Origin of the sequence: [Scytonema hofmanni] UTEX 2349, from assembly GCF_000582685.1 — a bacterium.
GTDB classification, from domain to species: Bacteria; Cyanobacteriota; Cyanobacteriia; order Cyanobacteriales; family Nostocaceae; genus Hassallia; species Hassallia hofmanni.
This window is the reverse complement of sequence record NZ_KK073768.1, coordinates 3,368,042-3,394,582: the sequence shown is the minus strand read 5'-3', so window position 1 is coordinate 3,394,582 and position 26,541 is coordinate 3,368,042. Positions and strand designations below refer to the sequence as shown.

Annotated in this window: 23 protein-coding genes and 1 pseudogene; 10 read left to right on the top strand and 14 right to left on the bottom strand. The window is 41.2% G+C overall.

From position 1 onward, the window contains the following. Positions 1–101 precede the first annotated feature (101 nt). From TOL9009_RS0120265 to TOL9009_RS0120245, 5 genes are all read right to left on the bottom strand, one after another. Complete coding sequence (locus TOL9009_RS0120265) at positions 102–1,055, bottom strand: AAA family ATPase (protein WP_029634396.1); 954 nt, start codon at positions 1,053–1,055, stop codon at positions 102–104. Beyond that, positions 1,040–2,005, bottom strand: coding sequence for a hypothetical protein (locus TOL9009_RS45905; protein ID WP_029637052.1), 966 nt, complete (start codon positions 2,003–2,005; stop codon positions 1,040–1,042). Before TOL9009_RS45905 ends, TOL9009_RS0120265 begins: the two co-directional genes overlap by 16 nt. A gap of 23 nt (positions 2,006–2,028) precedes the next feature. After that, complete coding sequence (locus TOL9009_RS0120255) at positions 2,029–2,847, bottom strand: CHAT domain-containing protein (protein ID WP_029634395.1); 819 nt, start codon at positions 2,845–2,847, stop codon at positions 2,029–2,031. Between the two features lie 176 nt (positions 2,848–3,023). After that, positions 3,024–4,577 carry a hypothetical protein gene (locus TOL9009_RS0120250; protein ID WP_029634394.1) on the bottom strand — a complete coding sequence of 518 codons (1,554 nt, stop codon included), beginning with the start codon at positions 4,575–4,577 and terminating at the stop codon, positions 3,024–3,026. Positions 4,578–4,728: 151 nt separating this feature from the next. Next, positions 4,729–5,499 carry a TIGR03943 family putative permease subunit gene (locus TOL9009_RS0120245; RefSeq protein ID WP_029634393.1) on the bottom strand — a complete coding sequence of 257 codons (771 nt, stop codon included), beginning with the start codon at positions 5,497–5,499 and terminating at the stop codon, positions 4,729–4,731. Here TOL9009_RS0120245 and TOL9009_RS47515 point away from each other — a divergent pair. Then, positions 5,466–5,639 (top strand): hypothetical protein, encoded by a 174-nt coding sequence (locus tag TOL9009_RS47515; protein ID WP_186227716.1) that lies wholly within the window; start codon positions 5,466–5,468, stop codon positions 5,637–5,639. The two genes, TOL9009_RS0120245 and TOL9009_RS47515, sit on opposite strands and share 34 nt — an antisense overlap. Here the strand turns inward: TOL9009_RS47515 and TOL9009_RS0120240 are convergent. After that, on the bottom strand, positions 5,636–6,679 hold the full coding sequence (locus TOL9009_RS0120240) for a permease (RefSeq protein ID WP_029634392.1): 1,044 nt from the start codon (positions 6,677–6,679) through the stop codon (positions 5,636–5,638). The two genes, TOL9009_RS47515 and TOL9009_RS0120240, sit on opposite strands and share 4 nt — an antisense overlap. A gap of 707 nt (positions 6,680–7,386) precedes the next feature. On the opposite strand from TOL9009_RS0120240, the gene TOL9009_RS0120235 reads away from it, so the two are divergent. From TOL9009_RS0120235 to TOL9009_RS0120225, 3 genes are read left to right on the top strand one after another with little or no spacing between them, the layout of a single operon-like run. Then, positions 7,387–7,998: a thioredoxin family protein gene (locus tag TOL9009_RS0120235; RefSeq protein ID WP_029634391.1), complete on the top strand. Its 612-nt coding sequence runs from the start codon at positions 7,387–7,389 to the stop codon at positions 7,996–7,998. A 5-nt stretch (positions 7,999–8,003) separates the two neighbouring features. Beyond that, positions 8,004–8,702: a cytochrome c biogenesis CcdA family protein gene (locus TOL9009_RS0120230; RefSeq protein WP_029634390.1), complete on the top strand. Its 699-nt coding sequence runs from the start codon at positions 8,004–8,006 to the stop codon at positions 8,700–8,702. A 24-nt stretch (positions 8,703–8,726) separates the two neighbouring features. After that, complete coding sequence (locus TOL9009_RS0120225; RefSeq protein ID WP_029634389.1) at positions 8,727–9,332, top strand: cytochrome b/b6 domain-containing protein; 606 nt, start codon at positions 8,727–8,729, stop codon at positions 9,330–9,332. A 258-nt stretch (positions 9,333–9,590) separates the two neighbouring features. Here the strand turns inward: TOL9009_RS0120225 and TOL9009_RS0120220 are convergent, their stop codons facing one another. The 3 genes from TOL9009_RS0120220 to TOL9009_RS0120210 are packed head-to-tail and all read right to left on the bottom strand — an operon-like array spanning position 9,591 to position 10,164. Further along, positions 9,591–9,791 carry a DUF6887 family protein gene (locus tag TOL9009_RS0120220; protein WP_029634388.1) on the bottom strand — a complete coding sequence of 67 codons (201 nt, stop codon included), beginning with the start codon at positions 9,789–9,791 and terminating at the stop codon, positions 9,591–9,593. Next, positions 9,788–9,979 (bottom strand): DUF6888 family protein, encoded by a 192-nt coding sequence (locus TOL9009_RS0120215; RefSeq protein WP_029634387.1) that lies wholly within the window; start codon positions 9,977–9,979, stop codon positions 9,788–9,790. The genes TOL9009_RS0120220 and TOL9009_RS0120215 overlap by 4 nt, the downstream gene beginning before the upstream one ends. Next, positions 9,976–10,164 (bottom strand): hypothetical protein, encoded by a 189-nt coding sequence (locus tag TOL9009_RS0120210; protein ID WP_029634386.1) that lies wholly within the window; start codon positions 10,162–10,164, stop codon positions 9,976–9,978. Before TOL9009_RS0120210 ends, TOL9009_RS0120215 begins: the two co-directional genes overlap by 4 nt. Before the next feature lie 400 nt (positions 10,165–10,564). Between TOL9009_RS0120210 and TOL9009_RS39855 the strand changes: the two genes are divergently transcribed. After that, positions 10,565–13,543 carry a HEAT repeat domain-containing protein gene (locus TOL9009_RS39855; protein ID WP_084763264.1) on the top strand — a complete coding sequence of 993 codons (2,979 nt, stop codon included), beginning with the start codon at positions 10,565–10,567 and terminating at the stop codon, positions 13,541–13,543. Positions 13,544–13,707: 164 nt separating this feature from the next. Continuing rightward, on the top strand, positions 13,708–15,057 hold the full coding sequence (locus TOL9009_RS0120190) for a sensor histidine kinase (RefSeq protein WP_029634385.1): 1,350 nt from the start codon (positions 13,708–13,710) through the stop codon (positions 15,055–15,057). Between the two features lie 247 nt (positions 15,058–15,304). Here the strand turns inward: TOL9009_RS0120190 and TOL9009_RS49505 are convergent. Together TOL9009_RS49505 and TOL9009_RS0120185 are read right to left on the bottom strand one after the other, a co-directional pair. Continuing rightward, positions 15,305–15,406: pseudogene (locus tag TOL9009_RS49505) on the bottom strand (Uma2 family endonuclease); the annotation flags it as partial. A 40-nt stretch (positions 15,407–15,446) separates the two neighbouring features. Next, on the bottom strand, positions 15,447–16,898 hold the full coding sequence (locus tag TOL9009_RS0120185; RefSeq protein ID WP_029634384.1) for a hypothetical protein: 1,452 nt from the start codon (positions 16,896–16,898) through the stop codon (positions 15,447–15,449). A 369-nt stretch (positions 16,899–17,267) separates the two neighbouring features. Between TOL9009_RS0120185 and TOL9009_RS45895 the strand changes: the two genes are divergently transcribed. Beyond that, positions 17,268–17,594, top strand: coding sequence for a hypothetical protein (locus tag TOL9009_RS45895; protein WP_144238283.1), 327 nt, complete (start codon positions 17,268–17,270; stop codon positions 17,592–17,594). A gap of 196 nt (positions 17,595–17,790) precedes the next feature. Then, positions 17,791–18,033 carry a hypothetical protein gene (locus TOL9009_RS39850; protein ID WP_029634382.1) on the top strand — a complete coding sequence of 81 codons (243 nt, stop codon included), beginning with the start codon at positions 17,791–17,793 and terminating at the stop codon, positions 18,031–18,033. Between the two features lie 156 nt (positions 18,034–18,189). On the opposite strand, the gene TOL9009_RS0120170 is transcribed toward TOL9009_RS39850, so the two are convergent. After that, complete coding sequence (locus TOL9009_RS0120170; RefSeq protein WP_029634381.1) at positions 18,190–19,083, bottom strand: SDR family NAD(P)-dependent oxidoreductase; 894 nt, start codon at positions 19,081–19,083, stop codon at positions 18,190–18,192. Positions 19,084–19,678: 595 nt separating this feature from the next. After that, positions 19,679–22,063, bottom strand: a complete 2,385-nt coding sequence (locus tag TOL9009_RS0120165; RefSeq protein ID WP_029634380.1) for a PhoX family protein — start codon at positions 22,061–22,063, stop codon at positions 19,679–19,681. A gap of 1,164 nt (positions 22,064–23,227) precedes the next feature. Here TOL9009_RS0120165 and TOL9009_RS0120160 point away from each other — a divergent pair. Then, a complete protein-coding gene (locus TOL9009_RS0120160) occupies positions 23,228–24,175 on the top strand; it encodes a septal ring lytic transglycosylase RlpA family protein (protein WP_051502964.1) in 948 nt (315 codons plus the stop codon). Positions 24,176–24,257: 82 nt separating this feature from the next. On the opposite strand, the gene TOL9009_RS0120155 is transcribed toward TOL9009_RS0120160, so the two are convergent. Continuing rightward, the gene (locus TOL9009_RS0120155; RefSeq protein WP_029634378.1) at positions 24,258–25,820 is read right to left on the bottom strand and encodes a hydantoinase B/oxoprolinase family protein; all 1,563 of its coding nucleotides are present in this window, start codon (positions 25,818–25,820) and stop codon (positions 24,258–24,260) included. Positions 25,821–25,874: 54 nt separating this feature from the next. Between TOL9009_RS0120155 and TOL9009_RS0120150 the strand changes: the two genes are divergently transcribed. Next, positions 25,875–26,342: a GNAT family N-acetyltransferase gene (locus TOL9009_RS0120150; RefSeq protein WP_029634377.1), complete on the top strand. Its 468-nt coding sequence runs from the start codon at positions 25,875–25,877 to the stop codon at positions 26,340–26,342. Positions 26,343–26,541 lie beyond the last annotated feature (199 nt).

The window sequence follows — 26,541 nt, the reverse complement described above, 5'->3', positions numbered from 1 at the left end:
TATACAAACGAAGTCCGCCTGCGCGGACTAAAAATAATATAATTAACATTAATAAAAATATCGCAACCCTCGTAGAGACGTTCCGCCGGAACGTCTTTACATTACGATCGCTCTTCAGCATAACGTCGATAATCATCCCAACTTTTCAGCAATACCCCTGGATACAAAAGTTCTGTTTTCAATTTGCTGAGAATTTCGTCGTCGGAATTGTGCTTAAGTAGCATGTCCATCCAGTCCATCAATTCGCTAGTGCTAACCTTTTTGCCTGCGTCTCCTTTATCTTGTTGCATCTGGTTGCGAAGATTAATAAAGCGATCGATAATTGCATCCAGTAATGCTAAACGGGGATCGGAAAAAGGAAAGCGAGCTTTAATTATCTTGATCAAATCCTCCCGTTGCGGAAATTTTACATAGTGAAACAAACAGCGACGCAAAAAGGCATCGGGCAAGTCTTTCTCGTCGTTACTAGTAATAAAAACTATCGGTGTCACTTTCGCGTAAATTTTCTTGATGGGGCTGGTTTGTTTTACCTCTATTACCTCAAAGCGTTTTTCATCAAGCTCTAAAAGTAAATCGTTGGGAAAGTCGATATCAGCTTTATCTATTTCATCAATCAGTACAACTGTGCGGCGTTCGTTTCTAAAAGCACGTCCAAGGGGTCCCCACTCAACATAAGCATCAGGATTTTTCGCTTGTTCTGCGGCATCTTTATCTATCCCAGAAGCAGCAAGTTGTGCATCTCGCAATCTGCCAACTGCATCGTAAGTATACAGCCCATCCCGCGCTCGACTGGTAGATTTGACGTACCAAGCTTCATAAGGTAAACCCAATTCGTAAGCGACAGCACGCGCTAATTTTGTTTTGCCACAACCGGGTTCACCTTTTAATAATAAAGGACGTTCGAGAGCGATCGCTAAATTCACTGCTTCTACCAATTTCTCACCGGGCAAATATGGATACAAAAGTTGCCCCGTTAGCTCATCTTTCTCTTTTGGTTTCGGCTGTTTATCCTTGTCACCAGTGTATTTCAGCCGCTCATCTACAGCTTTAACCACCTGTCCTCTCCTTGCTCCCAACTATAACCACACAACCCAAAAATTTCGGCAAACACGCGTTCCGGAATGCCTTCACTGTTCTCTAAAATTACCTTAACTGTGTATTCAATTTTTTTAGTCACTTTTGTGGGTAGTGCATCAATTGCATTTTCCATCCAGTTAACTAACACTTGGTCAGAAAGACTGTCAATAATCGGCAACCTTATAGGGGTACAAGGTTGCCAAAGTGTTTCAAATTCATCTGCAAACGCGATATTCCAGGTGTTAACACATCCATCCTGGTCAACTAAAAACATCAATAAAAAAAACTCGTTGCTTGAATAAATCGCTTCTTGAGTTGAGTTTACCAGGGGAAGCCAAAATTCGCGGATCAATTCGTCCAAATAGTCTTCCTCAATGCAATCCATATCGTGAAAAACCAGAATTACGTGCTGATTTTTCAATTGACATATCACATTTCTGGCAATTTCGGCTAATGAATAGTCTTCTACTTGCATCTGACGCCCAAGTTCACGCCATAATGTTTTGATGTCTTTTCTAAATGCTCTACGGGAGAGGTGAAATTGAAATGGTGGAGTTACCGAACCATCAGGTATTGACTGTAATAAGCGTTTTAAGAGAAATATTTGCCCGTGTTCTGGGGAACCATGAACCAAAAAAGCTCCGATACGGTTTTGTTCAATAAATTCTCGGAATAAGCGCACCTGCTTGATATAATTTAGGCGAAACAGTTCAATGTGTATTCGCTCACTTTCTAGATTATTAATTTGTTTGACAAGGCGATCGCGTTGTGCTTCAAAATGCTCAATTTCCTTATCTAGCTGAAAAGCTACTAAAGTACCTGCCTGAATTGCCGAATCAGTCCGCAAGCGTTTTATTTTCTGGCTCAGTACATCATACTGTTGTTGAAGTTCTTCGCGTTTGTGCTGCAAGTGTTGAACTGAGGACATCTCTTTCCATTCAGAAATTGCGATTATTGAAGTTTGTTTTCTAGCTCCTCAATCTGTTGAGAAAGTTGTTTTATTTGATTTTCAGTTCGTTCCTTCTCCTTTTCCAACTGAAACTTTACACTAGCACCAGCTTGAATTGCTAAATCTATCCTTAGATGCTTAAGTTTCTCGCTTAACAGATTGTACTGTTCTTGAAGGCTCTCAAGTTCCTGTAAAATTCGTCGTCGTTGTCCTGGGGTTAAGTTTGTTGGTTTAGGCATCACCTCTTGGACAGAAATATTTTTTTTATAATAAATAACTGGTTTAAGATGTTCTGGAATGCCTTGTAGTCGAATTTCTACACAGCCAAACTCATAAGCGTCTTCAATTGAACGGTTTGCGGCTAAAGCCTTATAAAAACCAACTGCAAAAGCGATCGCTGCTTTATCTCCAATGGCGTCATTCATCCCAATCACAAACGGAATATGTTCGGCGATTGCTTCAGCTTGAATTTCCGAATAGCAGGCATTCATTACCACACAATTAATGCTTTGTGCAAATAATTTAAACATTGCTGCTAAAGCATCAGGCTTGACTGGCTGAACTTTGCCGACTTCATTCTCAAAGCACAATTCGCCGGTACTTTTACCATGTCCGGAAAAATGCACAATCTGCGGTTCAAGCTCAAATATAGCGTCTGTGATATCCCCAACACGAACTGACTCATGCTGTTCTATTTGAAACTTTCCTGGCTCTTTACGCAGCCTTGCTTTAATATCGCGCAATTCTTGCCCTAAGCGTAACCGAGATTCGTCACTAGGATCGGCTGTGAGAAACAGAATTTTGATTTGGCTATCGTTCATGACTTTTGAGACGCTGAATTGGCAACTTGATTACCTGTTTCCTGACTGGAGATGAGCGGTAAACCGCTCACTACGATAGGACTTACGCAAGAATAACGGAAAACGAACCACAGAGAACACAGAGAACACAGAGGAATGAGAGTTTGAGAGGGATTTTGCGTAAGTCCTGTACGAATTTAAGGTAGCCAGCTGGGGTGAAATCCAGTTAAGGGAAGTTGTTCTGGTTTGATTTCGGTAGTTGTTCCGGCGTCAGTGATGGGTAACAGAGGCATTAACCATAAACTACTAGTAGCGATCGCTTCTCCGTCATCGCTTCTCAATGTGTTTCCCTGTGATGGGGGAGTGTTCGGATCTTGAGGTACTACTTGGTCAAATAACAAGCCTAAACCATCCGGTGCTAAACTCATTTCCACATTGCGTTGAGCGGGGGGTAACACGAACAGTGGTTTCTGTTGCACAGTTTGTATGTCAATTGCCACTAAATATGGCTGTTCTTGATATAATTCTCCTCCTTGTAATAGCTGTGTTACCAAGCAATATAAAGTGGGTGAGGCACTATCAAACTGACACTGAATAATTGAGCCTGTAGTTTTTAACAGTAGTTTGTTGACACCTTGATTTGTGACTAAAAATAAATCTCGCGTGTAATCTGTATTAAACTTCACCATTGCTGCTTGAGAACCGTCTTTAGAAAAAGCCTGCACCAAGCCAAATTGTGGGAAATAAGCTAGGGGTTTACTACCATCTGCTTTTAGAGGTAAAATCGCTGTTCCCTCTCCTTGGGCAACTGCTACAGATTGACTATTTGCGGTGATCGTAAAATCTCCCCCTGGTGGACTCTGCACGCGTTTCAAATTGGGTTTTTCTCCTGGTTTAGTGTTTGCTGGCATAAACCACAGCCCAAAGTCACCAGGACTTGCTCTATTTCCTCGCTGAATGACAATTGTTTGTCCATCCTGAGATACGTCAAATTTTAAGTTTTGAAAGTCTTTATTATCTAAAATTAGGTCAACTTTACCTGCCGGTTCAGCTTGTTTTTTTGCTTGTAAAGAAATGCCTGTGGTTACTGTATATATCTGCGCCGAAAGTAAGTCTTGACTTGATGATGTGCGAGCCGAAAATATAATTTTGTCTCCTTCTGGAAATGGCTTATAGTCCATCACTACCAAATCTTTGGGAGTCAGTATTTTGTTTTGGTCTTCAGTCAAATTATAGAGAACTAATCGTCCCTTTTCTTCTTTGTCTGTTCCTATATAAAGCATGACGCGATCGCGTGTGCGAAAGTTAGCTACAAAAGGTGCGTTCGTCCGTTTTTTTCCTTCTTTTTCGGCAAACTTATCTTTTGCACCTTGTAACTGCACTTTATAAGTTGTACCATAGGGTGCCGGTGTCAAAAGAGTATAAAACATTTTCCGCCCTGCCCAACTAAATTTGCCTGCTAAGGGAGGGTCAATTTTCAAGTTTTGCTCAACGCTTTTTGTGTCCATTGGACGACTAAAAGAAAGGGAAAAACGGTTATATTCTGCCCCAATTTGTTGATTTTCCCAATTGGAATTGGTTAAGGATAAATCTTTTGTCTCAGTTTCTTGATGTTGCCAGGTAAAGTCTCGCACACGGGATGTTACCACGTCACCTTGCAATATCATTACTCCTATCACCAAACAGAGTAGGAGCATTAGGGCGATCGCCGCACGATCTAGCGGTTGGATAGAGGCTTTAAAATTGGTCATTGGATAGTGGATAGTTGTTAGTGGATAGTTGTTAGTGGATGGTGGTTAGTGGTTAGTAGATAGTGGATGGTGGATGGTCGTTAGTAGATAGTAATTAGCAACTATCCACCAACAAATAACAAATAACAACTAACAATTAACCAACAACTAACTAATAACTATACGGATCTTTTGGTTGGGGAATTTTTTTTATGGAATTAGCAGCGATGGTGAGTTGACGTTTGCCGGACAGTGTTTCTGTCACCATTTGTCCTTCTACTTCTAGCCAAGTGTCAGGTTTGTATTGTTCGCTATTTGGAGTTAATTTGACGGGTAATCCTACAGGATAAGCGTCTGCTGCACAACAAGTCAGAACAAATTTACCTAAGAAAAAATAATCTTTTTGTAAATTTGGTGGATGAATCACAAATCCTTGCACTTTGGCTTTTTGTCCTGAATATTTATCTGGTTCTGGATAAACATTAAGTTCGCGTACCCAATCTACAAGCGATCGCTTCTCTGGAGGAGTGGAAGCACTAAATGCTTGAGGTTTAATCCGAGATGTTCCCAATAATTCACTGACATCGCGTTGCAGTGCTTGATCGCTAGCAAAGACTTGCGGTGTAAAAATTAATCCGAGAATTGCCGCTGTTAATACCAAAGCACTACCCCAACCAGGGGGAAATAAATTTATATGCTCGGTACTAGGTACAATATTGTGGCGTCGTCGTCGCCACAGTTCTTGTCCTCTGAAAAAAGCGATAATTAGTAAGCTGATACCGCTAGCGATCGCTAACCAAAAATAATTCGGATGAATCAACAAATTTAGCTTGCCAGTCAGCCAGTATTTCAACAATAAAATTCCCCAAGCTGCAATTGCTATAACATCCAGCCAAGGAAGTAACAAATTTGATTTTTGAGGTTTTAGATTTGGGGTGGTCATTGGTCAAAGTAGGGCATGGGGCATGGGGCATGGGGCATTGGGCATTGTTAATTGTTATTTATGAAAAATTACTCTTAACAATTATCCACTACCTACTAACCACCAACAACTATCAACTTAACAACTATCAACTTGTTTAAATTACGTGCAAGTTGATGAAAAGTGTCAGCAAAAATGTCAAGAGTCCTGCCAAGCTAAATAAGTAAAATACAGTTCGTGGCTTGAAAATTGTTAACATCAAACCAACACCTTTAATGTCAATCATCGGACCATATACGAGGAATGCTAATAATGAACCACTCGTAAATGTGGAAGCAAAAGATAGGGCAAAGAATGAATCGACTGTGGAGCAAATTGATACAACAGCCGCTAATATCAGCATGGTAGTGATTGAGCTAACCGGACCCGCACCCAGACTGAGTATTAAGTCACGGGGGGCTAAGACTTGAATTGCTGCGGCGATCGCACTGCCGATAACCATCACTGCGCCTAATTCTCGCAATTCTTGGACGACATTATCTAGCAATAGCCGTAGTTTATCTTTTAGCGGTTTGCTGGGGCTAGAAGTTGGCTCAGTCCCCTGCATTAAATTGCTATCTATCCTAATGCTTGAACCGGCTTTTCCTCCTAAAAAATAAGTCCCTGACTGTAATAAACCAGAGGAAGTTGCTTGCGAACGATGATTTCGCCGTTTGAGTTCTGGTTTGCGTGGTGGATTAAACTTTAGATAACGAGCGATCGCTGGTTGCAAAATCGGACTCAAATCTTTCTGAAAACTAAAGACAAACCCGATTATCGTGGCAATTAATAGTGAAAACACGACTCGTAACACCACTATTTCTGGCTGATCTCGAAATGCTGTCCAAGTTGCCCAAATCACAATTGGGTTAACAGTTGGTGCTGCCAGCAAAAAACCAATTGCTACCGATGTAGGTACTCCTTGCATCAGTAACCGTCGCGCTACCGGCACGTTGCCGCACTCACAAACCGGAAACAAAAAGCCGATCAAACTCCCGGCAAATGCACCCAACAGCGGATTTTTCGGCATTATTGCCACCAATTTGCGCTCATCCACAAACAATAACAGCAAACTGGAGAACAATACCCCTAGCAATAAAAACGGTATCGCCTCTACTAGTAGACTAAGAAATAGGGTGAAACCATTGTTCAGTTGATTCATGTGTGTCGCTGATCAAAGCGGTGTGAGTTTTCAGGTGATCCCCAGCTATTTTATCGAAATGGGGATCAAAAACAGATAGAAATCATTAAACATTACTTAAACAAAGTTGGGGGAGCAGGGGGAAAAATATTTCTTCTTTCTTACGAGATTATAGTTGTGCTAGATTGGTTGAGTTTCAAAATGGTTCCCATTCTAGGCGTAACTACTTAAAAATATCATTTTTCATAATGGATCTTTAAAGACTTACAGTAATTTCCCTAGATTGAGTGTTCACTTCGACGTATCTTCATCAAAAATTTACAGTTTTTAAACAGAAGCGCGATTTTTTGTTCTACGCGATCGCCTCAGTAGTCGAAAATGTTGGCATAAATACCCCTAAGAGGCAGCTAAATATTATAAAGTAAAAATTAAGAATCAGTCAATGAATTTCAGGCAGGCGATCGCAGACTCTGTACGCGCTACGCCGCACTGTTGCAACGCGATCGGCTATTCTCATCATCAAGGGTTCATGTAAGGAAAAACTTTATGCGTATCTTCAACAACTCCATCCTTTCCCCTTTTTTCCTTTCCCCTTTCCCCCTCCCTTGGTAAGCAGCTAACGTCAAGAATAATTTCTCAGCATTTTCTCAGCATATTTATCGTGTATTTTTAATATTTAGATGAGAAATTAGTTTTATATTAAGTGACAAACACATCAGTATAAAACAATGAATAAGAACCTTTTTCGACGACGCCAGTTGCTTTATTACTTTGGGATTGGAGCTATGCTAAGTGGGTGTGGAAAACCAATCATTGACTTAGCTTCAAAAAAAGCTGATAGCTCTACTCCTTTAAATAATAATCCGAACAACTCATCTCCGGCAACTGTTGTTGCGGCACAGTCTTCAGCTAAGGCTTTACCAGAATTTCAGGGCATAAGTCAATGGCTGAATTCTGCTCCTTTAACGACTCAAGACTTGAAAGGGAAAGTTGTATTAATTCACATTTGGACTTTTGCCTGCATCAATTGTCAGCGAACTATTCCTTATGTTGTTCGTTGGCATGAACAATTTGCTAGTAAAGGACTCCAGGTAATAGGAGTTCATACTCCTGAGTTTGGATACGAACGGGATGTAAACAATGTCAAAAGAGCATTGAAAGAACACAAAATTACTTATCCGGTTCCCATCGATAACGATTATAAAACTTGGCAAGCCTATAACAACCAGTATTGGCCTCATCTATTTTTGGCAGACCGTCAGGGGTTCGTGCAATATGACCGTATAGGAGAAGGAGCTTATGATACAACTGAGCAGAAAATCCGTCAGTTATTAGGATAAAGAATGTGGCTATTTCTACTTTATCTACGGCAGGTTTGGCACTGTTGGGGGGATTTTTAACTGTAATGTCTCCTTGTGTTCTACCTATTCTGCCAGTGTTAGTGGGTCGATCGCTTCAGTCTCACAAGTATGGTCCTGTCGCTTTGGTTGCAGGGTTAGTAAGTGGATTTGCTATAGCCGGCAGTCTTTTGGGAGTGACGGCAAGCTGGTTGACTTTTTTATCTAATGGGCTAAGAAATTTAGCGATTTTCCTGCTTTTATTCATGGGAATTCTCGCAGTTTTTCCTAAATGGAGTTACCGTTTATTCAGTTATATAAAAATAGGTAGAAGTACCAGGAAGCCTGGGCAGATAGGATTAAAGGGAGAGTTTTGGCTAGGAACTCAACTAGGCTTGTTGTGGACACCTTGTGCAGGACCTGTTTTAGGAAGTATTTTAGTTTTGGCAGCAGTTAAACATCAGATTGCAGATGCTTTTGTTTTGCTGGTTGTCTATGGAATAGGGGCAGCATTACCAATGATTGCACTTGCTTACGGAAGTCGTCGTTTGAGTGAAAATCTGCTGAAAAAGATGCGATCGCATAGTATGATTTTGCAAAGAGTCGGCGGAGTCATGATTGCCGGTAGTGCGATCGCTATTCTTTTAGGTTGGGACGTAAAAGTTCAACTTTGGCTAGCTCCATTTTTTCCCCGTTTACCACTTTAAAATTTATTAAAAGAGAAAATACCTATGACTGCCTCTACTCCTTCCAAAAAATCACGACCTAAACAACCAAGTCAGGCTCTTTTAGCCAAGATATTTCACTGGGTCAATATCATTGCTTTGTTGTTAATGATTACCAGTGGACTACAGATTTATAATGCTAATCCGGTTTTTGGTGGACGTGGGGGTTGGCGCTTTCCAACTGTATTTTTGCTCGGAGGATGGTTAGGTGCGGGTAGACACTGGCATTTTGCGGCTATGTGGCTGTTTGCGCTAAATTTACTTTGGTACGGGATATACATTTTTATTACCCAACGTTGGAAACGTCGCTTTGTTGCTGTTAATGACTTGAAAGCACTGCAAACGAGTCAAAACCCAAAACGCATAATCTATGTCTGGCATCGATTAGCATACACTGTGATCATTCCGATTCTTTTGCTAGCTATACTGAGCGGTATCGGCATGTATAAACCTGCTCAGTTTCATTGGATACCTGGCATTCTCGGTAGCTGGCAAGCTTTGCGAGTAGTTCACTTTGCAACCATCCCTATAGTAGTTATATTTGTAATTTTCCACTTATGGTTAGGATTCAAGGCTGGAGGTTATAAATTGATTAAATCGATATTGTGGTAAAAGTGCTTTCTTTGCTGAGAAAAGAAAATTAAATAATATGCGATTTTCTGCGATCTACCTCACCCCTACCCCTCTCCCAATACGGTTCGGATAAGATTTTTTGATCAAAATTATAGATCACAAAGACGCAAGGGAATCGCCGTTTTTACAATAATAAGTCCTTTGTAGAGACGGCGATTCCCTTGCGTCTCTTGCCTTAACCGAACCGTATTGACCCCTGAGTAGTGAGAATTTTGGCGCGTCCGTGCCTGTTGATTTTCACTGATTCTCTTTTGAGTGTCGTTTTGCTTCTATTAGTTCCTGTAGTACATCAACCTCATCTATCGTGTAAAACTTTTGGTTAGGTTCTGCGTTAATTTTGTCCATTAATGCATGAAACGCTTCTGTATCGTTGCGATGCTCTAGCAGATAGCGTTTTAACTCAGTTTTACTCATTTTTGCAAAGTTAAGCTCACTCATTCGTCGTATCTCCATTTACCATTACGGTTGATTACAATTCCGGTTTCTTCTCCAGCCAAGATATAGATGTTTCCCGTTCGTTCATCTAGCCTGACTATAAAAATAGGTAGTAGAAACGTTGTTAGATTTTGGCTGAGGATAAAACAAATTAGACTTTGTTCCGAAGTAGGATACCGAGAATTTCTCATCTACGTTGATTTACTTTTGCCTTCGCCGCATCACACCACATTTTTATTGCCTCTTCCATCGCCTCACTATGTCCGATTTCTAATTCCAGAGATAACTGTTTGAAATTTTTTACTAGTTGTTTAGGAAGGTAAGCGGCGCTTTGGGTGTAATCGCTATGGGTGCGTTTGTTAATTCGACTTTCCATAATGAAGTAAAAGTTAATTTGCTGTTATGCTAGCACGTTAGTTTGAGACTTATTTATGTTTGACCGATTTTTCGATCTGATTTGTAGCTTCATAGCCTATCAGCAGCTTGATTGCTATCCAGAAATAAATGTATAAAAATATTTTAAGTGCGCTAGTGCGTAATGTTTTTCTACGAATACTTAAAAATCATGGTTAACACAATTGAATTACAAGTTACAGATTTGTTTGAAAAATTAGATGATGCTGATTTAATAACAGTAGTAGGCTAAGAGTGGTCTAAGGAATTACAACGCATCGGTGAGGGCAAATCCAATGCATTGTTTCAGCAGTTTTGCAGAAAAGTGAGCAATGTTGATGTAGATTATCAGTAATTTCCCCCTCCTGTTCAGAGGTATACTGATGGGCAACAGCACGCTTCCGAGATTTTTCGCAGTTATGGCGCTTTCTTTTTCGTGCCTTTCATTGTCTGTGCTGCCGATAAGCAAAGGATGGACGCAAGATGTCAGCAACACTGAGATTAATTCTTATATTGAGAAGTTGGGTAATGATGCTGAATCTGAAAAAGCCTTTAAACCCTTGCAGAAACTTGGCTTAAAAGCTGTTCCCTATTTAGTTAAAGCGTTGCAGAACAAGAACCCAAAAGTTCGCTCAAGCGCTGCCTCTGCTTTGGGAAGCATTGGTGAAAAAGCAGCATCGGCTGTTCCTGCACTTATTGAAGGTTTGAAGAATGATAAAGAGGCAAATGTTCGCTACTTAGCTGCCTCTGCTTTGGGAAGCATTGGTGAAAAAGCAGCATCGGCAGTTCCCGCACTTGCTGAAGCTTTGAAGAAGGATAAGGAAGCATATGTTCGCAAATCTGCTGCCGATGCCTTAAGACAGATTGGTGAAAAAGCAGCATCGGCAGTTCCCGCACTTGCTGAAGCTTTGAAGAATGATAAAGAGGCAGGTGTTCGCTACAGGGCTGCCTATACCTTGGGAAGCATTGGTGAAAAAGTAGCATCGGCAGTTCCCGCACTCACTGATACTTTAAAGAATGATAAAGAGGCAGGTGTTCGCTCAAATGCTGCCTATACCTTGGGAAGCATTGGTGAAAAAGCAGCATCGGCAGTTCCCGCACTTGCTGAAGCTTTGAAGAATGATAAAGAAGCAAATGTTCGCTCATCTGCTACCGAAGCCTTGGGAATGATTGGGAAAGAAGCAGCATCGGCAGTTCCCGCACTTGCTGAAGCTTTGAAGAATCATAAAGAGGCAGATGTTCGCTTAAATGCTGCCAAAGCCTTGGGAAGGATTGGTGAAAAAGCAGCATCGGCAGTTCCCGCACTCACTGAAGCTTTGAAGAAGGATAAAGACGCATATGTTCGCTCATCTGCTGCTTCTGCCTTGGGAAGGATTGGTGAAAAAGCAGCATCGGCTGTTCCCGCACTTATTGAAGCTTTGAAGAATGATAAAGAGGCAGATGTTCGCTCATACGCTGCCGATGCCTTGGGAAGCATTGGTGAAAAAGCAGCATCGGCTGTTCCCGCACTTATTCAAGCTTTAAAAGATAATGATGTTGCTTCTAACGATACTTTTAAGGTTAAAGATTATGCTATTTCTGGTTTAGGACGTATCGCTGAAAGCTATCAAGATAATGCCAGTAAGCTATCCAGCACAGATTTAGACAAAGGCATATCTAACTTAGAAAAAGCTTTAAAAGCTGCGGATGACCTCAAAGATAACTTTACAGACAGACAAAAAGCACCTTTACGCCGATCGCTCTATCTCCTAAAAAAAGAAAAAGACTCCCGCTTCATCGATCGCACTTTACAATGGATGGTTAAACATCCTTGGGTAACAGGTGCGCTCATTTACATTATCTTTGTCCCCTCTCTCTGGTTCGCACTGCTGCGCTTGCGTCCCCTGTGGCTTTTACACATCAACAACGCCCTGAAACCATTCTCCAGCTTTAAATTACCTGATATCCTGGGTGGGGGAACTTTACCCATCCGCACTTTACTATTTATTGAATTTTTTAATTATCGCCCCAGAGTGCTTGATGCTTGGGTTACTGCACACATCGACTCGGCTAAAGAGGGATTTGGTAAGAAGAAAACGGTAAGCGATCGCTTTGTTCACGTCCCCATTCCCGTTATTCTAGATAAAAATAACATCGCTCACCTCACCGGCAAAGATTTACAACCGACTTTCGATAAAAAACGCGCAACTTTACTACTTTGGGGGGAAGGTGGAGCAGGTAAAACTAGTTTGGCTTGTCAGTTGGCAGTGTGGGCAATGTCTGACGATGCAAATCAACGCATCAGTCAACATAAAATGCTGCCAGTTTTAATTGAACAAGAATTAGACTTTGATGTGGCAGCAGGGGAAGAACCTTTAACAGAAGCTATTTGCGGACAACTTCAAGCTTTAATTGGGGAACCAGAACCCATCGCTGACGAATTACTCGCACATCTGCTGCGGCAACGGCGTATTCTAGTAATTGTGGATCACTTGTCGGAAATGAGCGAAGGTACACGCAAGCAAATTCGCCCAGGAGATCCAGATTTTACAGCGAATGCGTTAATTGTCACTTCCCGACTTGAGGAAAAGCTGGACGAAATACCGAAAACCACAATTAAACCGTTGCGGGTTGCAGGCGATCGCTTATCATCTTTTATGGAAGCATACTTGACGCAGCGAGGCAAGCGTAATTTATTCGACGATCCAGAGTATTTTGATGCATGTCGTCGTCTTTCTTTAATGGTAGGGCAACGCAACATCACAGTGTTGCTGGCGAAACTTTACGCGGAACAGATGATTGCTATTAAAGAAGGTACAGCGATTGATTTACCGAATAATATACCCGATTTGATGCTAGCGTACCTCAACGAACTTAACCGAGGTGCAACCGAAAACGAACCAGATAATCGTACAGTACAACGAGATGCCAAAGCGATCGCCTGGGAATGTCTCAAGCAAACTTTTCGTCCCACAACTGCCATACTTAATGATGTTTTAGCTGCACTCGATGCTCATGATAACGCCGAAGCACGTTTGGAACATCTAAAAAAACGCTTGCACCTAATTGACATTATCGGTTCCGCAGAAGATAAAATTCGCTTTGCCCTCGATCCCCTAGCAGAATATCTCGCCGGCTTATACCTGCTAGACTCTTACGGAAATGATAAAACCTCCTGGCACAATTTTCTCGCTCAAGCCGAAGCCATATCAGATATTGAGTTAATCAAAGGTTTCCTGTTAGCACTACAGGATTGTTATTTAGCAAAAGGTGCAGAAGCGCAAGTTCCAGACTTCGTAGCAGCAAAACTTGCAACCCTAACAGGTTTAGTTCCCCAAGCAACTAAACAAACTCAACTTGTTGCCAAAGCTATTAGTTGTTAGTAGTTGGTTATTGGTTGTTGGTTGTTAGTGGTTGCTTGTCCCCCTTGTCCCCCTTTTCCCCCTTGTCCCCCTTGTCCCCCACTCCCCCCAGACATAGGCAAAAATGTTAGCCTATTGGTTAGCTTTCAGTCTTTAAGCTGTCTTTGTACAAACCAGGGTTTTGAGTGGAACAGGAATTCAATTCGCAAATATTACCGCCAATATTATCTGAGGGTAGCGATCGCAATCTCGGTATAGAGTCAACTCTCCAGGAACTGCCACTATACAACTTCGGCGTGGAAATTAGCTGTACTGGCACAGAAATTGCTGAATACTTTGAAAAATACCCGCTGCTACCTGGAGCAATCTTGCTAGAACAGGGAAAATTTATTGGTATGATTTCCCGACGAGGACTGCTGGAATTTTTGATTCGTCCCCACGCAAAAGATTTATTTTTTACTGAGCCGTTAAGTATTATCTACAGCTATGCTCGGACAGGGATTTTGTTACTTCCTGATAGTACGCCGATTTTGAGCGCGATGCAAATTGCATTCAGGCGATCGCCTGAAGTTTTGGCAGAACCAGTCATCGTCAAAACAGCACCTGATACTTACAAGTTATTAGATATACAAGAATTGGGCATTGCCTCTTGGCAAATTCGCGGAATCGAAACTCAGGTGCGCTATGAACGCAGTCAAGCTAAAATGATTCAAAATGATAAAATGGCAAGTCTGGGACGCTTGGTAGACGGAGTAGCACATGAAATTTTAGATCCGGTGGGTTTTATTTGGGGTAACTTAACTTATGTCTCAAATTACAGCCAAGGCTTGCTGAAATTGATACAAGCTTACGACAAAGAGTTACCATTAGCATCTACAGAAATAATCGATATTAAAGAAGATATTGAATTTGATTTTTTAGAACAAGATTTATCAAAAGCGCTGAAGAGTATCCACACCGGTGCAGAAAGATTAAAAAAACTTGTTACCAGTTTGCAAAATTTTTGTCACATCGACGAACTTTATCCTAAACCAGCAGATTTACATACTTGCATAAATAATATTTTATTGTTAATTAACAGCCAAATTAAAGGAGAAATTAAAATTGTCAAACATTATGGTAATCTGCCCCCAGTATATTGCTTTGTGGGGCAGTTGAGCCAGGTATTGATGAATATTTTGAGTCAAGCTGTTGATGCATTGCTTGATGAAACTGTGCGACAACAGTTTAATACTAATACAAATCACAAACCAAAAATTGAAATTACTACAGAAGTTATTTCACAGGAGGCGACAAAATCTGACGCACCTGATTCTCGTTGGGTTTCCATTCGCATCGCTGATAATAGTCCCGGAATACCTCTGGAGTTACAACAGCAAATTATTGAGTCTTTTTCTGTTGAAAAACGTGCTAATAAAGAAACTAGTTTAGCAATAAGTTATCAAATTATAACCGCAAAACATGGAGGTAAGTTTAATTTCAATTCCCAATTTGGCATCGGTACAGAAATTGAAATTATCTTACCTTTAGTTTGATTATTTTGTTATACCAAGTCCGACAAACTACACATATTGTAGAGACGTTCCAGTGGAACGTCTTTACGACTGTTAATTAAACAGACATTATATCAAGTCCGACAAATCACACATATTGTAGAGACGTTCCGCTGGAACGTCTTTACGACAGTAGGTAGGTTTTGATTAATGTTAATTAAACAGACATTATATCAAGTCCGACAAATCACACATATTGTAGAGACGTTCCGGCGGAACGTCTTTACGACACTATTACCCCATTGTACAATTCATAACGCTTCGGTGAGTTTTCTGGTATCCACTCAACAAATTCGTCAAAGGTTATTAGTTTTGGTAAAATTTGTGTCATTTGACCTCACGAATCCTTCCTGTTTTGAGATTTTCTAGTTTTATTTCAGCAACTTTTCACCACGTTGGTAAATTTCACGAGCATAATCAGTCCAAGCACCTTGTCCCCAATAGCGAAAACAGCTTGTTTGCAACAATAAGTTGTGTAGCAAAGCGCTGCGGTAATGAGAATCTCTGGTAAGGCTGGAATCAACTTTTTGATGAAATAAACTACTAAGTTGATTCATCGGACTGATAACATTTTCATATCCATTTACCCAACTGATATGATTAGTCCAAGAAGCTCCATCCATGTGAAAATTTGAATTAATTTGCTTGATTTCTTGAATTGCTTTTTCGACTTCTCCCGGTTGAATATTCTCAGATGAAACTCGCTGCCAAATTTGAGATTGTCCTATCGGCTGACAAGTTGGATAATCTTCACTTTTACAACCAGCAGCTTCAATTAATTCTAAATATTCTGTTCCTGTCACACCAACAGTGCCTGTTTTGCCGATTTGATGCCAAGCTTGTTTAAAAGCGCTGGGAAATTCATTCATCATCACTCCGCCATTTTCACCATCGCCGATTTGACTAACTATTGGCGGGATATTTACACTACCTAATTGTTGTTTAGATAATGTTTTAGCTTCATAATAAGGTTGCATTTGAGCAACTAATTTAGTATCTGAACCTTGAGTTTTAATTAAAGCTGTGATACTAATTGTTTCGCCTTGGGAATTGCGAGCAATCAAACGATGTGGTAAATGTTTGTGAGCGAGAGATTGACCGTCAAGAGTTTCTACAGAATGTTCTTGAACTAATAGCCAACGATAGCCAGATTCTTTCAACGCTTTAACAAATTCAAAGAGAGTATCGGGGTGATTTGGTAGGTGCATTTCTGGAGGTGAAAAGCCTTTGACTCGTGCTAATGCTTCCCAACCAAAAATCGCGGCAAAGTGATGTTGCCATGCTAAAATATGCAGTTTAATATCTGGGATAGGTGTAGAAGGAACTACAGCATGGCTCCACATTGTACCGAGCCATTCTACATAAGGTTGATAGGTGCGATCGCATGTTATCCGCTTCAGGTTATTTAAAATATCCTCGCGTCCCATTTGTCGCAATCCCCACAACAAATTCCCAGAATAATCTAGCATGACGCGAGGATTGCAACCTTGGCTGACAAGTTCGGGTATAAAATCGCCCATGCGACTGTAACAATATGCAAAAGGCGTCGCATTATGATTATCCCCAACATTTGGATGTTCAAACATATATTGCAGATTGCTGATAAATCCACCATCATGTCCTGCGGGGATCGTTGGTTGATGCATGTGGAGTGCGATCGCAAAAGTTCCGGTTATATCTTCTAACCGTAGGTTTGTTGTTGGCAAAAATACAGGTGCATCACGGTTGACTACATCAAGCACCTCTGTTTCCCAACCAGAAATATTGGGCAAACCATCAATGATTTCCGGTAAAGTCGTGAAGCTGATTGTTGGGGAAGGCATTTTTGGTTAGCTCCGAAACGAGTTATATCTAAATATCTTGTATTTTGGATTGTTTTTCTAACTCAACAGCTTATATCTTAATGAATCGCTTGTAGAGACGTTCCACTAGAACGTCTTTATTTTTAATTGAATAATCCTAGCAATAATACCGAAGACATCACAGCCTGACAAAATTACGTTAGTCGTAGAGACGTTCTGATGGAACGTCTTTTGCACAAATCATGGTAGAGACGTTCCGATGAAACGTCTTTTGCACAAATCATGGTAGAGACGTTCCGATGAAACGTCTTTTGCACAAATCATGGTAAAGACGTTCCGCCGGAACGTCTCTACCAATGTAATAATTGCGACAATTGGATTTTGCGATTTATGACCCTATATAAAAATAAATACCGTATTGAAACAGTGCGATGTTCAAAATGGGATTATACATCTGATGGCTATTATTTTATTACTATTTGCACCCATAATCGACAATTTTTCTTTGGCGAAATAATTGATGGTGAAATGCAGTTATCGCAAATAGGAGAAATTATTGCTGAAGAATGGCAGAAAACATCACAAATTCGCTCTAATGTCCAATTAGATGCATGGGTGATAATGCCAAATCACCGGGAAAGGCAGAGGGCAGAAGGCAGGAGGCAGAAGGAATGTATAAGTGTCCTCTGCCCACGACTGAAAGGAGTAAGGGTCTGAAGCCCCTCCCAAATGCAACGATATTGGGAGCCTCCAATTGGGAGGGGATTGTGACCCCTCCCAATTGGTTCCTTCTGCCCTCAGCACGAATGCCTTCTGCCTTCTTGAAATGCACGGTATTTTGATTATTAACAACCCCGTTGTAGAGACGTTCCCGCAGGTAGAGACGTTCCACCGGAACGTCTCTACGAATAATGTGCCACGATTACAATCTAATTCTTTAGGTTCAATAATTGGTCAATTTAAATCGGTTTGTACAAAGCAAATTTGGATTGCTGGATTTACAGAATTTAAATGGCAAACTAGATTTCATGACTGTATTATTCGTGATGAAGAATCTCTCAACCGAATTAGGGAATATATTATTAACAACCCTGTAAAATGGGAATCTGACGAACATCATCCGGAAAATTTTCCTATCGAAAAACCCAACCACTAGTAGAGACGTTCCGATGGAACGTCTTTAGCGCAAACCATCAAAGGAGACGTTTCACCGAAACGTCTCTACCGCAAATTATTGTAGAGACGTTCCGGGGGAACGTCTTTAGCGCAAATCATGGTATAGACGTTCCGATGGAACGTCTATACCGATGTATCAGCCTTTACGTGCAGACGCAAAAGAAATTGTATTTCTCGACAAAAAGCGATCGCTTGTCCACAAACTCAATCTCTGCATTAGTCCTACCCGTTTTTGATAAAGCTGATGTCTTCTGGCTACTTGCTTTGGTGGAGTTGCCAACTTTAAAATAAACTCCAGCAGCCAAGGTGCAAGACGTTGACACCAAACAGCCAAATGACTTTGCCAACCAACTAAGATTTCTGATGAATTTTTTGACAATCCGGCAACGAGTACTTGCGCTACTTCTTGGGGAGACATGGGGATCACCCAGCGAAATAATTGCATATCGCGCACCATGTCTGTGTCTGTCAGTGAAGGCAATAAGGCTTTTACGTCAATATTGTATTGTGCGAGTTCTTGGCGCAGTGCCTGGGTAAATCCTAAAATGGCAAATTTGGTAGCTGAATAAGTCGCCATCGTCGGTGCAGCTATTTTACCCATCAAGCTGGAAACATTAATGATTGTCCCTTGTCTTTGGCTTGCCATGCGTCGCGCTACCAAATGAGTTAGGGTGTAGGTTCCCAATAAATTCAGAGAAATTTCTTCCTGAACTTGCGGTAGTTTAGATTGCAGAAATGAGTTTTGGTAAGCGATACCGGCACAATTAACTAGCAAATGAATCGGACCATGATTTCGCCAAAGTTGGGCAACGGCAATATTTACAGCAGTCGGTTTGGTTAAGTCTATCGGTACGATTACCGCGCTGACACCCATTGCCTCAATTTCTTGGGCTACTTCAACTAATTTGGCGCGATCGCGTGCCATGAGTATCAACCGCTTCATGCCTTGTTGTGCTAATTCTAGTGCGATCGCTCGCCCAATTCCACGGGAAGCCCCTGTAACTAAGGCTACCTTTCCTTGTATATTCATCAGTTTTTCATCTCCAAATTTTTGGTCTTACGGTGTTTATTGTCAAGAAAAAAATCAAAACTCCGAAGTTTCTCGACGGGTAAGACAATAATCAAGAATTGATTGAAATATGAAAGTAACTAAGTTCTTAGAAACGAGATAAATCAGGCGCTAATTTTTTGTAATACCTCATAATTACCATTCAAGCCAGAATTTACTCGCTTTCATTCCTAAAGATGGATATAGCTCATAGGTTACACTTCTCCTAAATACGAGCATTCACCCAAATCGTTTCACTTACACACACTAACAACTAAATCAAGTAGCTGCAATATTTTTTAATAAGAATTTCTTAATACTTTTTGACAAATTGTTATATATGTAGAATGATTTGGGAGATAAGTTTTAATTAATACTTGCTGTTAATATCGTGATCCCCTGACAAGCAGTATAAAATTATTCGGCTACATCAAAGAACTCAGCTTTGTTTTCAAGGAAAAGAGTCATAACAAATACATATATTAGATATAAAAAAGATATATAGACACAAAAAAATAGGGGAAGCACGCGATCGCGTGCTTCCCCTATCGAGATTCAACCTAAAACAAACGTCTAACTAAACAAAACGACCTTTCGACTGTTTGCGTCGAATCCCAATCACTCCTGGACGTGGTGGTCCTTGGGGATTGCCCTCAAGATTACTGGGCCAGTTACTGCCACGAGGTACACTGCGTCTTTGGGTGAACAAAGTGCCATCCAAGTTCAACATCTCAATATCTCGGCTGAGGGTTTGCTGAGGGGTGAATGGAACCTGTTCACCGGGGTGCTGTATGGAAATAATCAGTGTATTCCCAACGAAAGTAGGTCCGGTCATCTCACAGCGTGGTGGTCCATAAGCAAAAGGTACAATCTCCCCAGCATCGGGACCAATGGTAGGAATGTAAAACAGCCAGTTATTGCCAAAAACCCCAATCAAGCTAGAAGTCTGAACATTGAGATTAGAGTCAATCTGACTGGGGGAGTTAGCACCTACTACCCTGTGGTCTATTTGTAATGGAGTGCCGGCAGCACCGACATTAAAGCCATTGTGGGAGCCAGTGGACATATCAGTCACGCCCCAAATATTACCTTGATCATCGAAGGCAAGATTATCTACATTGGCAAAGCCATTTCCAGGTTCTGCCCCCGCTTCTCCACCTTTAGCAAATAGCTCCCAACGGAAGGTTGTACCTGTGCTATCAGCGCTATCTTCGATAATCTTAAAAAGTTCCCCTGAAGGCTGTCCGGCATTGACATCAGAACTATACTTGGAAACTACAAAGATTCTCGAATCAGGATATCCATCACTTCCGGGAGCACCATCTGTGTAAGCGATAAATACTTCTCTGGGGTTTCTGGGATTGATTTCAATATCTTCAGGACGAGCTGTAGGAGTTGCACCGATGAGATTGGCTGCCAAGAAAGCATCAACTAGCACAGCGCCTTGACTAGTGTAGAAATCTGACAGTTTCTTACCTTCATAAGCAGGCAGAATTTCGGCTTCATTAGTCGTCAGAACGCTGACAGATACACTATTTCCTGAAGGTTCCAAAAGCCGAATTGGGGTATTACCATTGCTGGTAGCTCTACCTAATGCCGCAATTTCTACTGAAGCAAGCACCGACGGCGGAATCGGATTGGTGGGAGTATCTAATTTTAAGGGAATCCATTCACCCGTACCGTTAGCATTGTAACGAGCGACATAGAGAGTACCGTCTTCAAATAAGCGGCTGTTCCTTTTATCTGTGGGATTGTTGACTCTACCAGAACTGACAAACTTCCAAGTATGACCACCGCGTCGGTCATCACCCAGGTAGGCAACTAATCGTTTTCTAGGTTCCACCCGCATGGCAATATTTTCATGGCGGTAGCGACCCAAAGCAGTGTGTTTGCGAGGACGGAAATTCGGGTTATCTGGATCGATTTCCACCATATAGCCGTATTTTTCGCCAACCAAGCCAAATGCCGCTCCCGTGGTGCCGTTGATGTAGCCTGTCTGAGTGCCGTTGTCGTTAACAGGTTCGGTGACTCCAACGAAAAAGGCTGTACTACCTTGGAAGTTCTCCTCAGCAGTTAAGATTGTTCCCCAAGGAGTTGTGCCACCAGAACAGTTGTATCCGGTGCCGATAATTTTGTTACCCAGTCCGTCAGAACTCAGAGGAAAGACTTCGGTAGCAGCAGGTCCAGTGCCAATTAGATAATTGTCGTCTCCTTTTTGATAGCTCTTGGAACCCCAGGAGGTGACGTTTCTATAAGCATCAGTACGTTCGCTATTGATCCCTAAACCGGAAAGTCCGTGGATGCGACGGTTCTTGCGGTCACGCACAACTCTAAAACGTCCACTGGGGTTTCCGCGAGAAATCCGCACGACAGAACCGCCTATGTTATACATGAATTCACCCAAGACTTCGATACTAGTTCTGTCTTCTGGTAAATTTTGTCCAATAACTGCGGAGTAAGCTGTAGGAAATGCCGCTAAATCACTTGGGGTTTCGGGTGTAACAAATAAAAATGGATAGCCGACGTATTCGTGATTGTTCCAAAGGTAGCCGTCATTGAGGCTTCTACCATCAATGGGAACAAAGCTGGTGTAGTCGCTGTTGTAGCCAAAGTAATCTTCTTGGTTGGGGAAGACGCGATCGCCCCAACTCACAATTAAGTACCGTTCATATTCCGGTGGTACTACAACATCGTCAAGTATGGTGTAGCTACTTAACCGTGCATCGGCAGACGCTTCTAATACCTCTCCTTGCTCAATTCCTGTTGGTAAGTAGCTGTTTTGCTCTGTGTAAATCGGTAAAGGATGAGGTAAACGCATCGGCGTAAATCTCAGGGGTTTAACCGCATTAGCAATGCCAAAATTGCTGCCAAACGGTTCTTTCCCAAAAGCAGGAGCTAGCACAGCTGCACCAGCACTCGCTCCAAAAAAAGCCAGTAGCTGCCTTCGTGTAAATTTAGTCATTGGACTGCCCCTTCATGTGAATAGATAGAATCATTACCCTAAAAACCATTTTTGCTATCAATAATGTCAATTTTTACTAGCAGATATACTGCCAGATATGGTAATTAATCTGCCTTTAAAAAACAAATATACAGGAGCAAGATTAAGGATAGTTTATGTTCCTTGAATACTTTATTCGACTTGTAAACATATCATGCTCACTAGGAAAATCCCTAAGTTTTACCATTGCTTATCTAATCGTTAACTCATTGTTAATCTGGGTATTATGTAATTAAAAATAAAAAAAATTTTTATCTATAAAGAATTAAGGTAAATAGCCTTTAAAACCGTAACATTTATCAGCTTTTGGCAGCGGGACAGTAGAAGGAAATGTTCAAGCTTTTCTATCAACTGCTTTTAAAGCAATACCGTAAACTATACTCAAGCCCACTCTTATCCCAGCATTTTGGATCATTTATTTCTTGGATTACTCTAAAACCTTTACCTAGTCGTTTTTAGACGACTTTAACTATTAGCCTTAGAATGAATTCTAAGGGCGTTATTGGGATTGATGCAAAATATCAGTTTTACCCAACTTCAATAAATAAAGTTGAATATTTAGACATAAATTAGGTTTATCCGCCAAAAATCGTCGTTTCAGGCATTAAGCGTTGTTCATTAACCTAGTTTTTTCGTATCTATGCATAAGTCGGTCAAATTTTAATTTGAAAAAGGGACTATGAGTCTGGGGATTAGGGACTGGGGACACTTTCCCTACTTGGAAGGGGATTGGGACCCACACACGAGTTTTAAAGAAAACGGAAGTGCCTTTTCCCCAGTCCCCAGACTCATAGTCCCGGAGCGCCATTCCTCTCTTAGACTTGCACACGCTTAAGTCGGGGAAACAATCTTGGCGACCTGTTGAACAAATAAAAAAGGCTTACGCACGCATAATCATTTTTTGTAACATTTTTAGCTTGCCAACTACCACTATATTTTGCTAAATTAGCCAAGTTGAAGCTAAGATGTTAGTTTTCAAATCTCAAGGCTAGTCTTCAGGTGTTGCAGTGACTACTAAACAAAAGAAAAAGCGAAGTTTGAGTTATCAGGTGATGTTACTTTCATTCAGTGGAACATCCCAGCAATCAAAATCGCAGTTGTTCAGTTCCTTAAAAAATCGGATACATGAAACAAACGCAATTGTGGTCTGTTGTCGCTTTGTCAACAACTGTTTTGGGGCTACCGTCAGTTAGTCGTGCTGCAACAACCAACGGAAATTCTACCACTCCGGACGAGACAACTGGTAATGATGGGGTGAATGTGAAAAAGCCGCAATCGATCAGGGAAAAACTTATTTCCCGTGATATGGTTACTCAAATTCATTCTCATAACTTAGCAGGTCGTCAGGCGACAACGCTGTATATCCGTAATATTCCGTTTCTTACCTTTGTGAGTGAAGCGGATATTAGCAACTCAGATGAAAGAGCGATCGCACTCGCTACTAAAATCAATCAATTAATCACAGACAAAGTTGATGCCAGTCAAATTACAGTCAGTTGGAAAGCAGACAGCTATATCATCAAAGTCAATGGGGAAGAACTGGTAAAAATCGATGGCAAAACAACACGTCTACCAGATACAACCAATAACCTGTCACAAGATGCGATGCAAGCCACCAATCGCTTGCGGAGACTAATTGATGTCGCTCATGCTTTAAACCAAAACCAGATTACTAGTATCGCACTTCCACCCCAGGAACCGATTAAACAGCCACAACAACCAGCTACAAAACCGCAGGAGGTGAAAAAGCAACCCCAGCAAAATGCTACTGGGAAAGTGCAAGCCACCTCTAAAGGTATGGCTTCATATTACAGCTATGAAGGTGGTAATCGGACTGCAACTGGTGAGAGATTTAATCCTCAAGGATTGACCGCAGCTCATCGCAGCTTGCCTTTTGGTACACGAGTTCGTGTCACCAACACTGGCAATGGTCGTTCTGTAGTCGTGCGAATTAATGACCGGGGTCCATTTATTCGCGGTCGAGTAATTGACCTTTCTCTAAGTGCGGCAAGAGAATTAGGAATGATTAGCAGTGGTGTTGCCGCAGTGAAATTAGAAATTTTGAGTAATTAATAATAGACATAGGTGTAGAAATTAATTATGCGTTGATCGAAACCCTTGTAGAGACGTTCCGCCGGAACGTCTCTACGTGTATTTATCCATTCTTCGCGGAAACTTGACCAAATCCGCCACCACCAGGGGTTTCAATCACAAAAACATCCCCTGGTTGCATTTCTACCGTTGCTGTGCTATCTAAATTCTCTTGAGTTCCATTCTGACGTTGTATCCAGTTGCGTCCTACTAGTGCGGCTTCTCCACCATTTAAGCCAAAGGGACGAACAAATCGATGTCCGGAGAGAATATTAGCTGTCATCGGTTCGAGAAACTTGATCCGGCGAATCACTCCATTTCCGCCCGAATATTTTCCTTTACCGCCGCTATCACAACGAAGACTAAAACTTTCTAAAAGTACAGGATAGCGGGTTTCTAAGACCTCTGGATCGGTGAGGCGGGAGTTTGTCATGTGAGTTTGGACACCATCAGTTCCATCAAAATCAATCCCGGCGCCCGAACCGCCGCAAATGGTTTCATAATATTGATAGCGATCGCTTCCAAATGTAAAATTATTCATTGTTCCCGCAGATGCAGCCATCACCCCCAAAGCACCATATAAAGCATCGACAATGGTTTGGGAAGTCTCCACATTACCCGCAACTACTGCTGCTGGATAAGTTGGATTCAGCATACAGCCTTCAGGGATAATAATTTCTAAAGGGTTAAGACAGCCGGCATTGAGGGGAATATTATCATCAACCAAAGTCCGAAAGACATATAACACTGCTGCTTGAGTTACTGCTTTGGGAGCGTTGAAGTTACTATTTAGCTGCTTTGATGTGCCTGTAAAATCAATAAGAGCGCTGCGATTTATTCGGTCAATTGTTACTTTAACTTGAATTTGGGCTTGGCTATCCATCTCATAGGTAAATTCGCCGTCTTTTAAAACATCAATCGCTCGTCTAACTGCTTCTTCTGCATTATCTTGCACAAATTTCATGTAAGTTTGAACTGTCTCAAGTCCGTATTGAGAAATTATTTTTCGCAGTTCTTGCACTCCCCTTTCATTGGCGGCAATTTGTGCTTTAAAATCAGCTATATTTTGGTCTGGGTTACGAGCAGGATAGATATGATTTGAAAGATGCTGCCGTGCTAATGTTTCTTGAAAATTACCCTCTTCAACTAAGAGAAAATTATCAAATAAAATTCCTTCTTCTTCTACCGTGGTGCTGTGAGGAGGCATTGAACCGGGAGTAATTCCACCGATATCTGCTTGGTGTCCGCGAGAAGCAACGTAAAAAATAACTTGTTTTCCATCTTCGTCAAAAACGGCGGTAATTGCAGTTACATCAGGAAGATGCGTTCCCCCATTGTAGGGATTATTTGATAGATAGACATTTCCTGGTTTTAAAGTGTCGCCTTTATCGTTAATTAAACTGCGAACACTTTCACTCATTGAACCTAAATGTACAGGAATGTGGGGGGCATTAGCTACTAATAATCCAGAAGAATCAAAAATAGCGCAGGAGAAATCTAGGCGTTCTTTGATATTTACCGATGCTGCCGTGTTTTGCAGAACAATCCCCATTTGTTCGGCGATAAATTGATAGAGGTTTTTGAAGATTTCTAAGCGAACTGGGTCGGGTTGAGATGTTGTATACATTTTTGACTCCTATATTTGCTAAGATTAGCTACTAAAGTGATTGAGATTAATTTAATGAAGGTTCGGACTACTACACCTGATGATGTACCACTAATTTATTCCTTCATCCAAAAAAAGTCTGAGTTTGATAGAGAAATTGGTGCTTATTCTGGTGTAATTCAAGTCACTGAAGATAAAATACATAAAACAATTTTTAGAGCAGTACCTTTCTCCTACGTTTTATTTGCTGAAACCTCAAAGCGTGTGGTTGGATTTGCTTTATATGGATTCAGATACTCATCGTTTGCAGGTCAACCGAGTATCTGGCTTGATGATTTGTATGTGGATGAAGATATGAGAAGTCAGGGAGCAGGAGCCGCATTGATGAGCCATTTAGCTCAAGTTGCGAAGAACAATGACTGTACCCATTTGGCTTGGAATACTGATGCTCGCAACACTCGCGGACTGAGTTTTTACTATCGGCTAGGTGCAAACATTATAGAACAGAAAAAAAATCGCTGTTTTTTAATCTGGACACCATAAATGTGATTGATATTTTGGAGGTAACGGAGAGCATTCCTGTTTCACGTTGCCATTGTTCTGCTAATTCTGAGAATGTAGTTTCTATTTCTGCGGTTTCAATGACCGGATAAAGGTAAGGTGACATTTAACTTCTATTTAGGTTTATTTCAAGGGAACTGACATTGATAATTATCCGACAAATACAGATGAAACGTGATGA

Coding starts and splice junctions, on each gene's coding strand:
- TOL9009_RS0120160 (WP_051502964.1), top strand. CDS start 23,228: ATGAAACAAACGCAATTGTGGTCTGTTGTCGCTTTGTCAACAACTGTT.
- TOL9009_RS0120170 (WP_029634381.1), bottom strand. CDS start 19,083: ATGAATATACAAGGAAAGGTAGCCTTAGTTACAGGGGCTTCCCGTGGA.
- TOL9009_RS0120225 (WP_029634389.1), top strand. CDS start 8,727: ATGACTGCCTCTACTCCTTCCAAAAAATCACGACCTAAACAACCAAGT.
- TOL9009_RS0120155 (WP_029634378.1), bottom strand. CDS start 25,820: ATGTATACAACATCTCAACCCGACCCAGTTCGCTTAGAAATCTTCAAA.
- TOL9009_RS0120185 (WP_029634384.1), bottom strand. CDS start 16,898: ATGCCTTCCCCAACAATCAGCTTCACGACTTTACCGGAAATCATTGAT.
- TOL9009_RS0120220 (WP_029634388.1), bottom strand. CDS start 9,791: ATGAGTGAGCTTAACTTTGCAAAAATGAGTAAAACTGAGTTAAAACGC.
- TOL9009_RS0120245 (WP_029634393.1), bottom strand. CDS start 5,499: ATGACCACCCCAAATCTAAAACCTCAAAAATCAAATTTGTTACTTCCT.
- TOL9009_RS0120240 (WP_029634392.1), bottom strand. CDS start 6,679: ATGAATCAACTGAACAATGGTTTCACCCTATTTCTTAGTCTACTAGTA.
- TOL9009_RS39855 (WP_084763264.1), top strand. CDS start 10,565: ATGGGCAACAGCACGCTTCCGAGATTTTTCGCAGTTATGGCGCTTTCT.
- TOL9009_RS0120235 (WP_029634391.1), top strand. CDS start 7,387: ATGAATAAGAACCTTTTTCGACGACGCCAGTTGCTTTATTACTTTGGG.
- TOL9009_RS0120255 (WP_029634395.1), bottom strand. CDS start 2,847: ATGAACGATAGCCAAATCAAAATTCTGTTTCTCACAGCCGATCCTAGT.
- TOL9009_RS0120215 (WP_029634387.1), bottom strand. CDS start 9,979: ATGAGAAATTCTCGGTATCCTACTTCGGAACAAAGTCTAATTTGTTTT.
- TOL9009_RS0120165 (WP_029634380.1), bottom strand. CDS start 22,063: ATGACTAAATTTACACGAAGGCAGCTACTGGCTTTTTTTGGAGCGAGT.
- TOL9009_RS45895 (WP_144238283.1), top strand. CDS start 17,268: ATGACCCTATATAAAAATAAATACCGTATTGAAACAGTGCGATGTTCA.
- TOL9009_RS0120150 (WP_029634377.1), top strand. CDS start 25,875: ATGAAGGTTCGGACTACTACACCTGATGATGTACCACTAATTTATTCC.
- TOL9009_RS0120250 (WP_029634394.1), bottom strand. CDS start 4,577: ATGACCAATTTTAAAGCCTCTATCCAACCGCTAGATCGTGCGGCGATC.
- TOL9009_RS45905 (WP_029637052.1), bottom strand. CDS start 2,005: ATGTCCTCAGTTCAACACTTGCAGCACAAACGCGAAGAACTTCAACAA.
- TOL9009_RS0120210 (WP_029634386.1), bottom strand. CDS start 10,164: ATGGAAAGTCGAATTAACAAACGCACCCATAGCGATTACACCCAAAGC.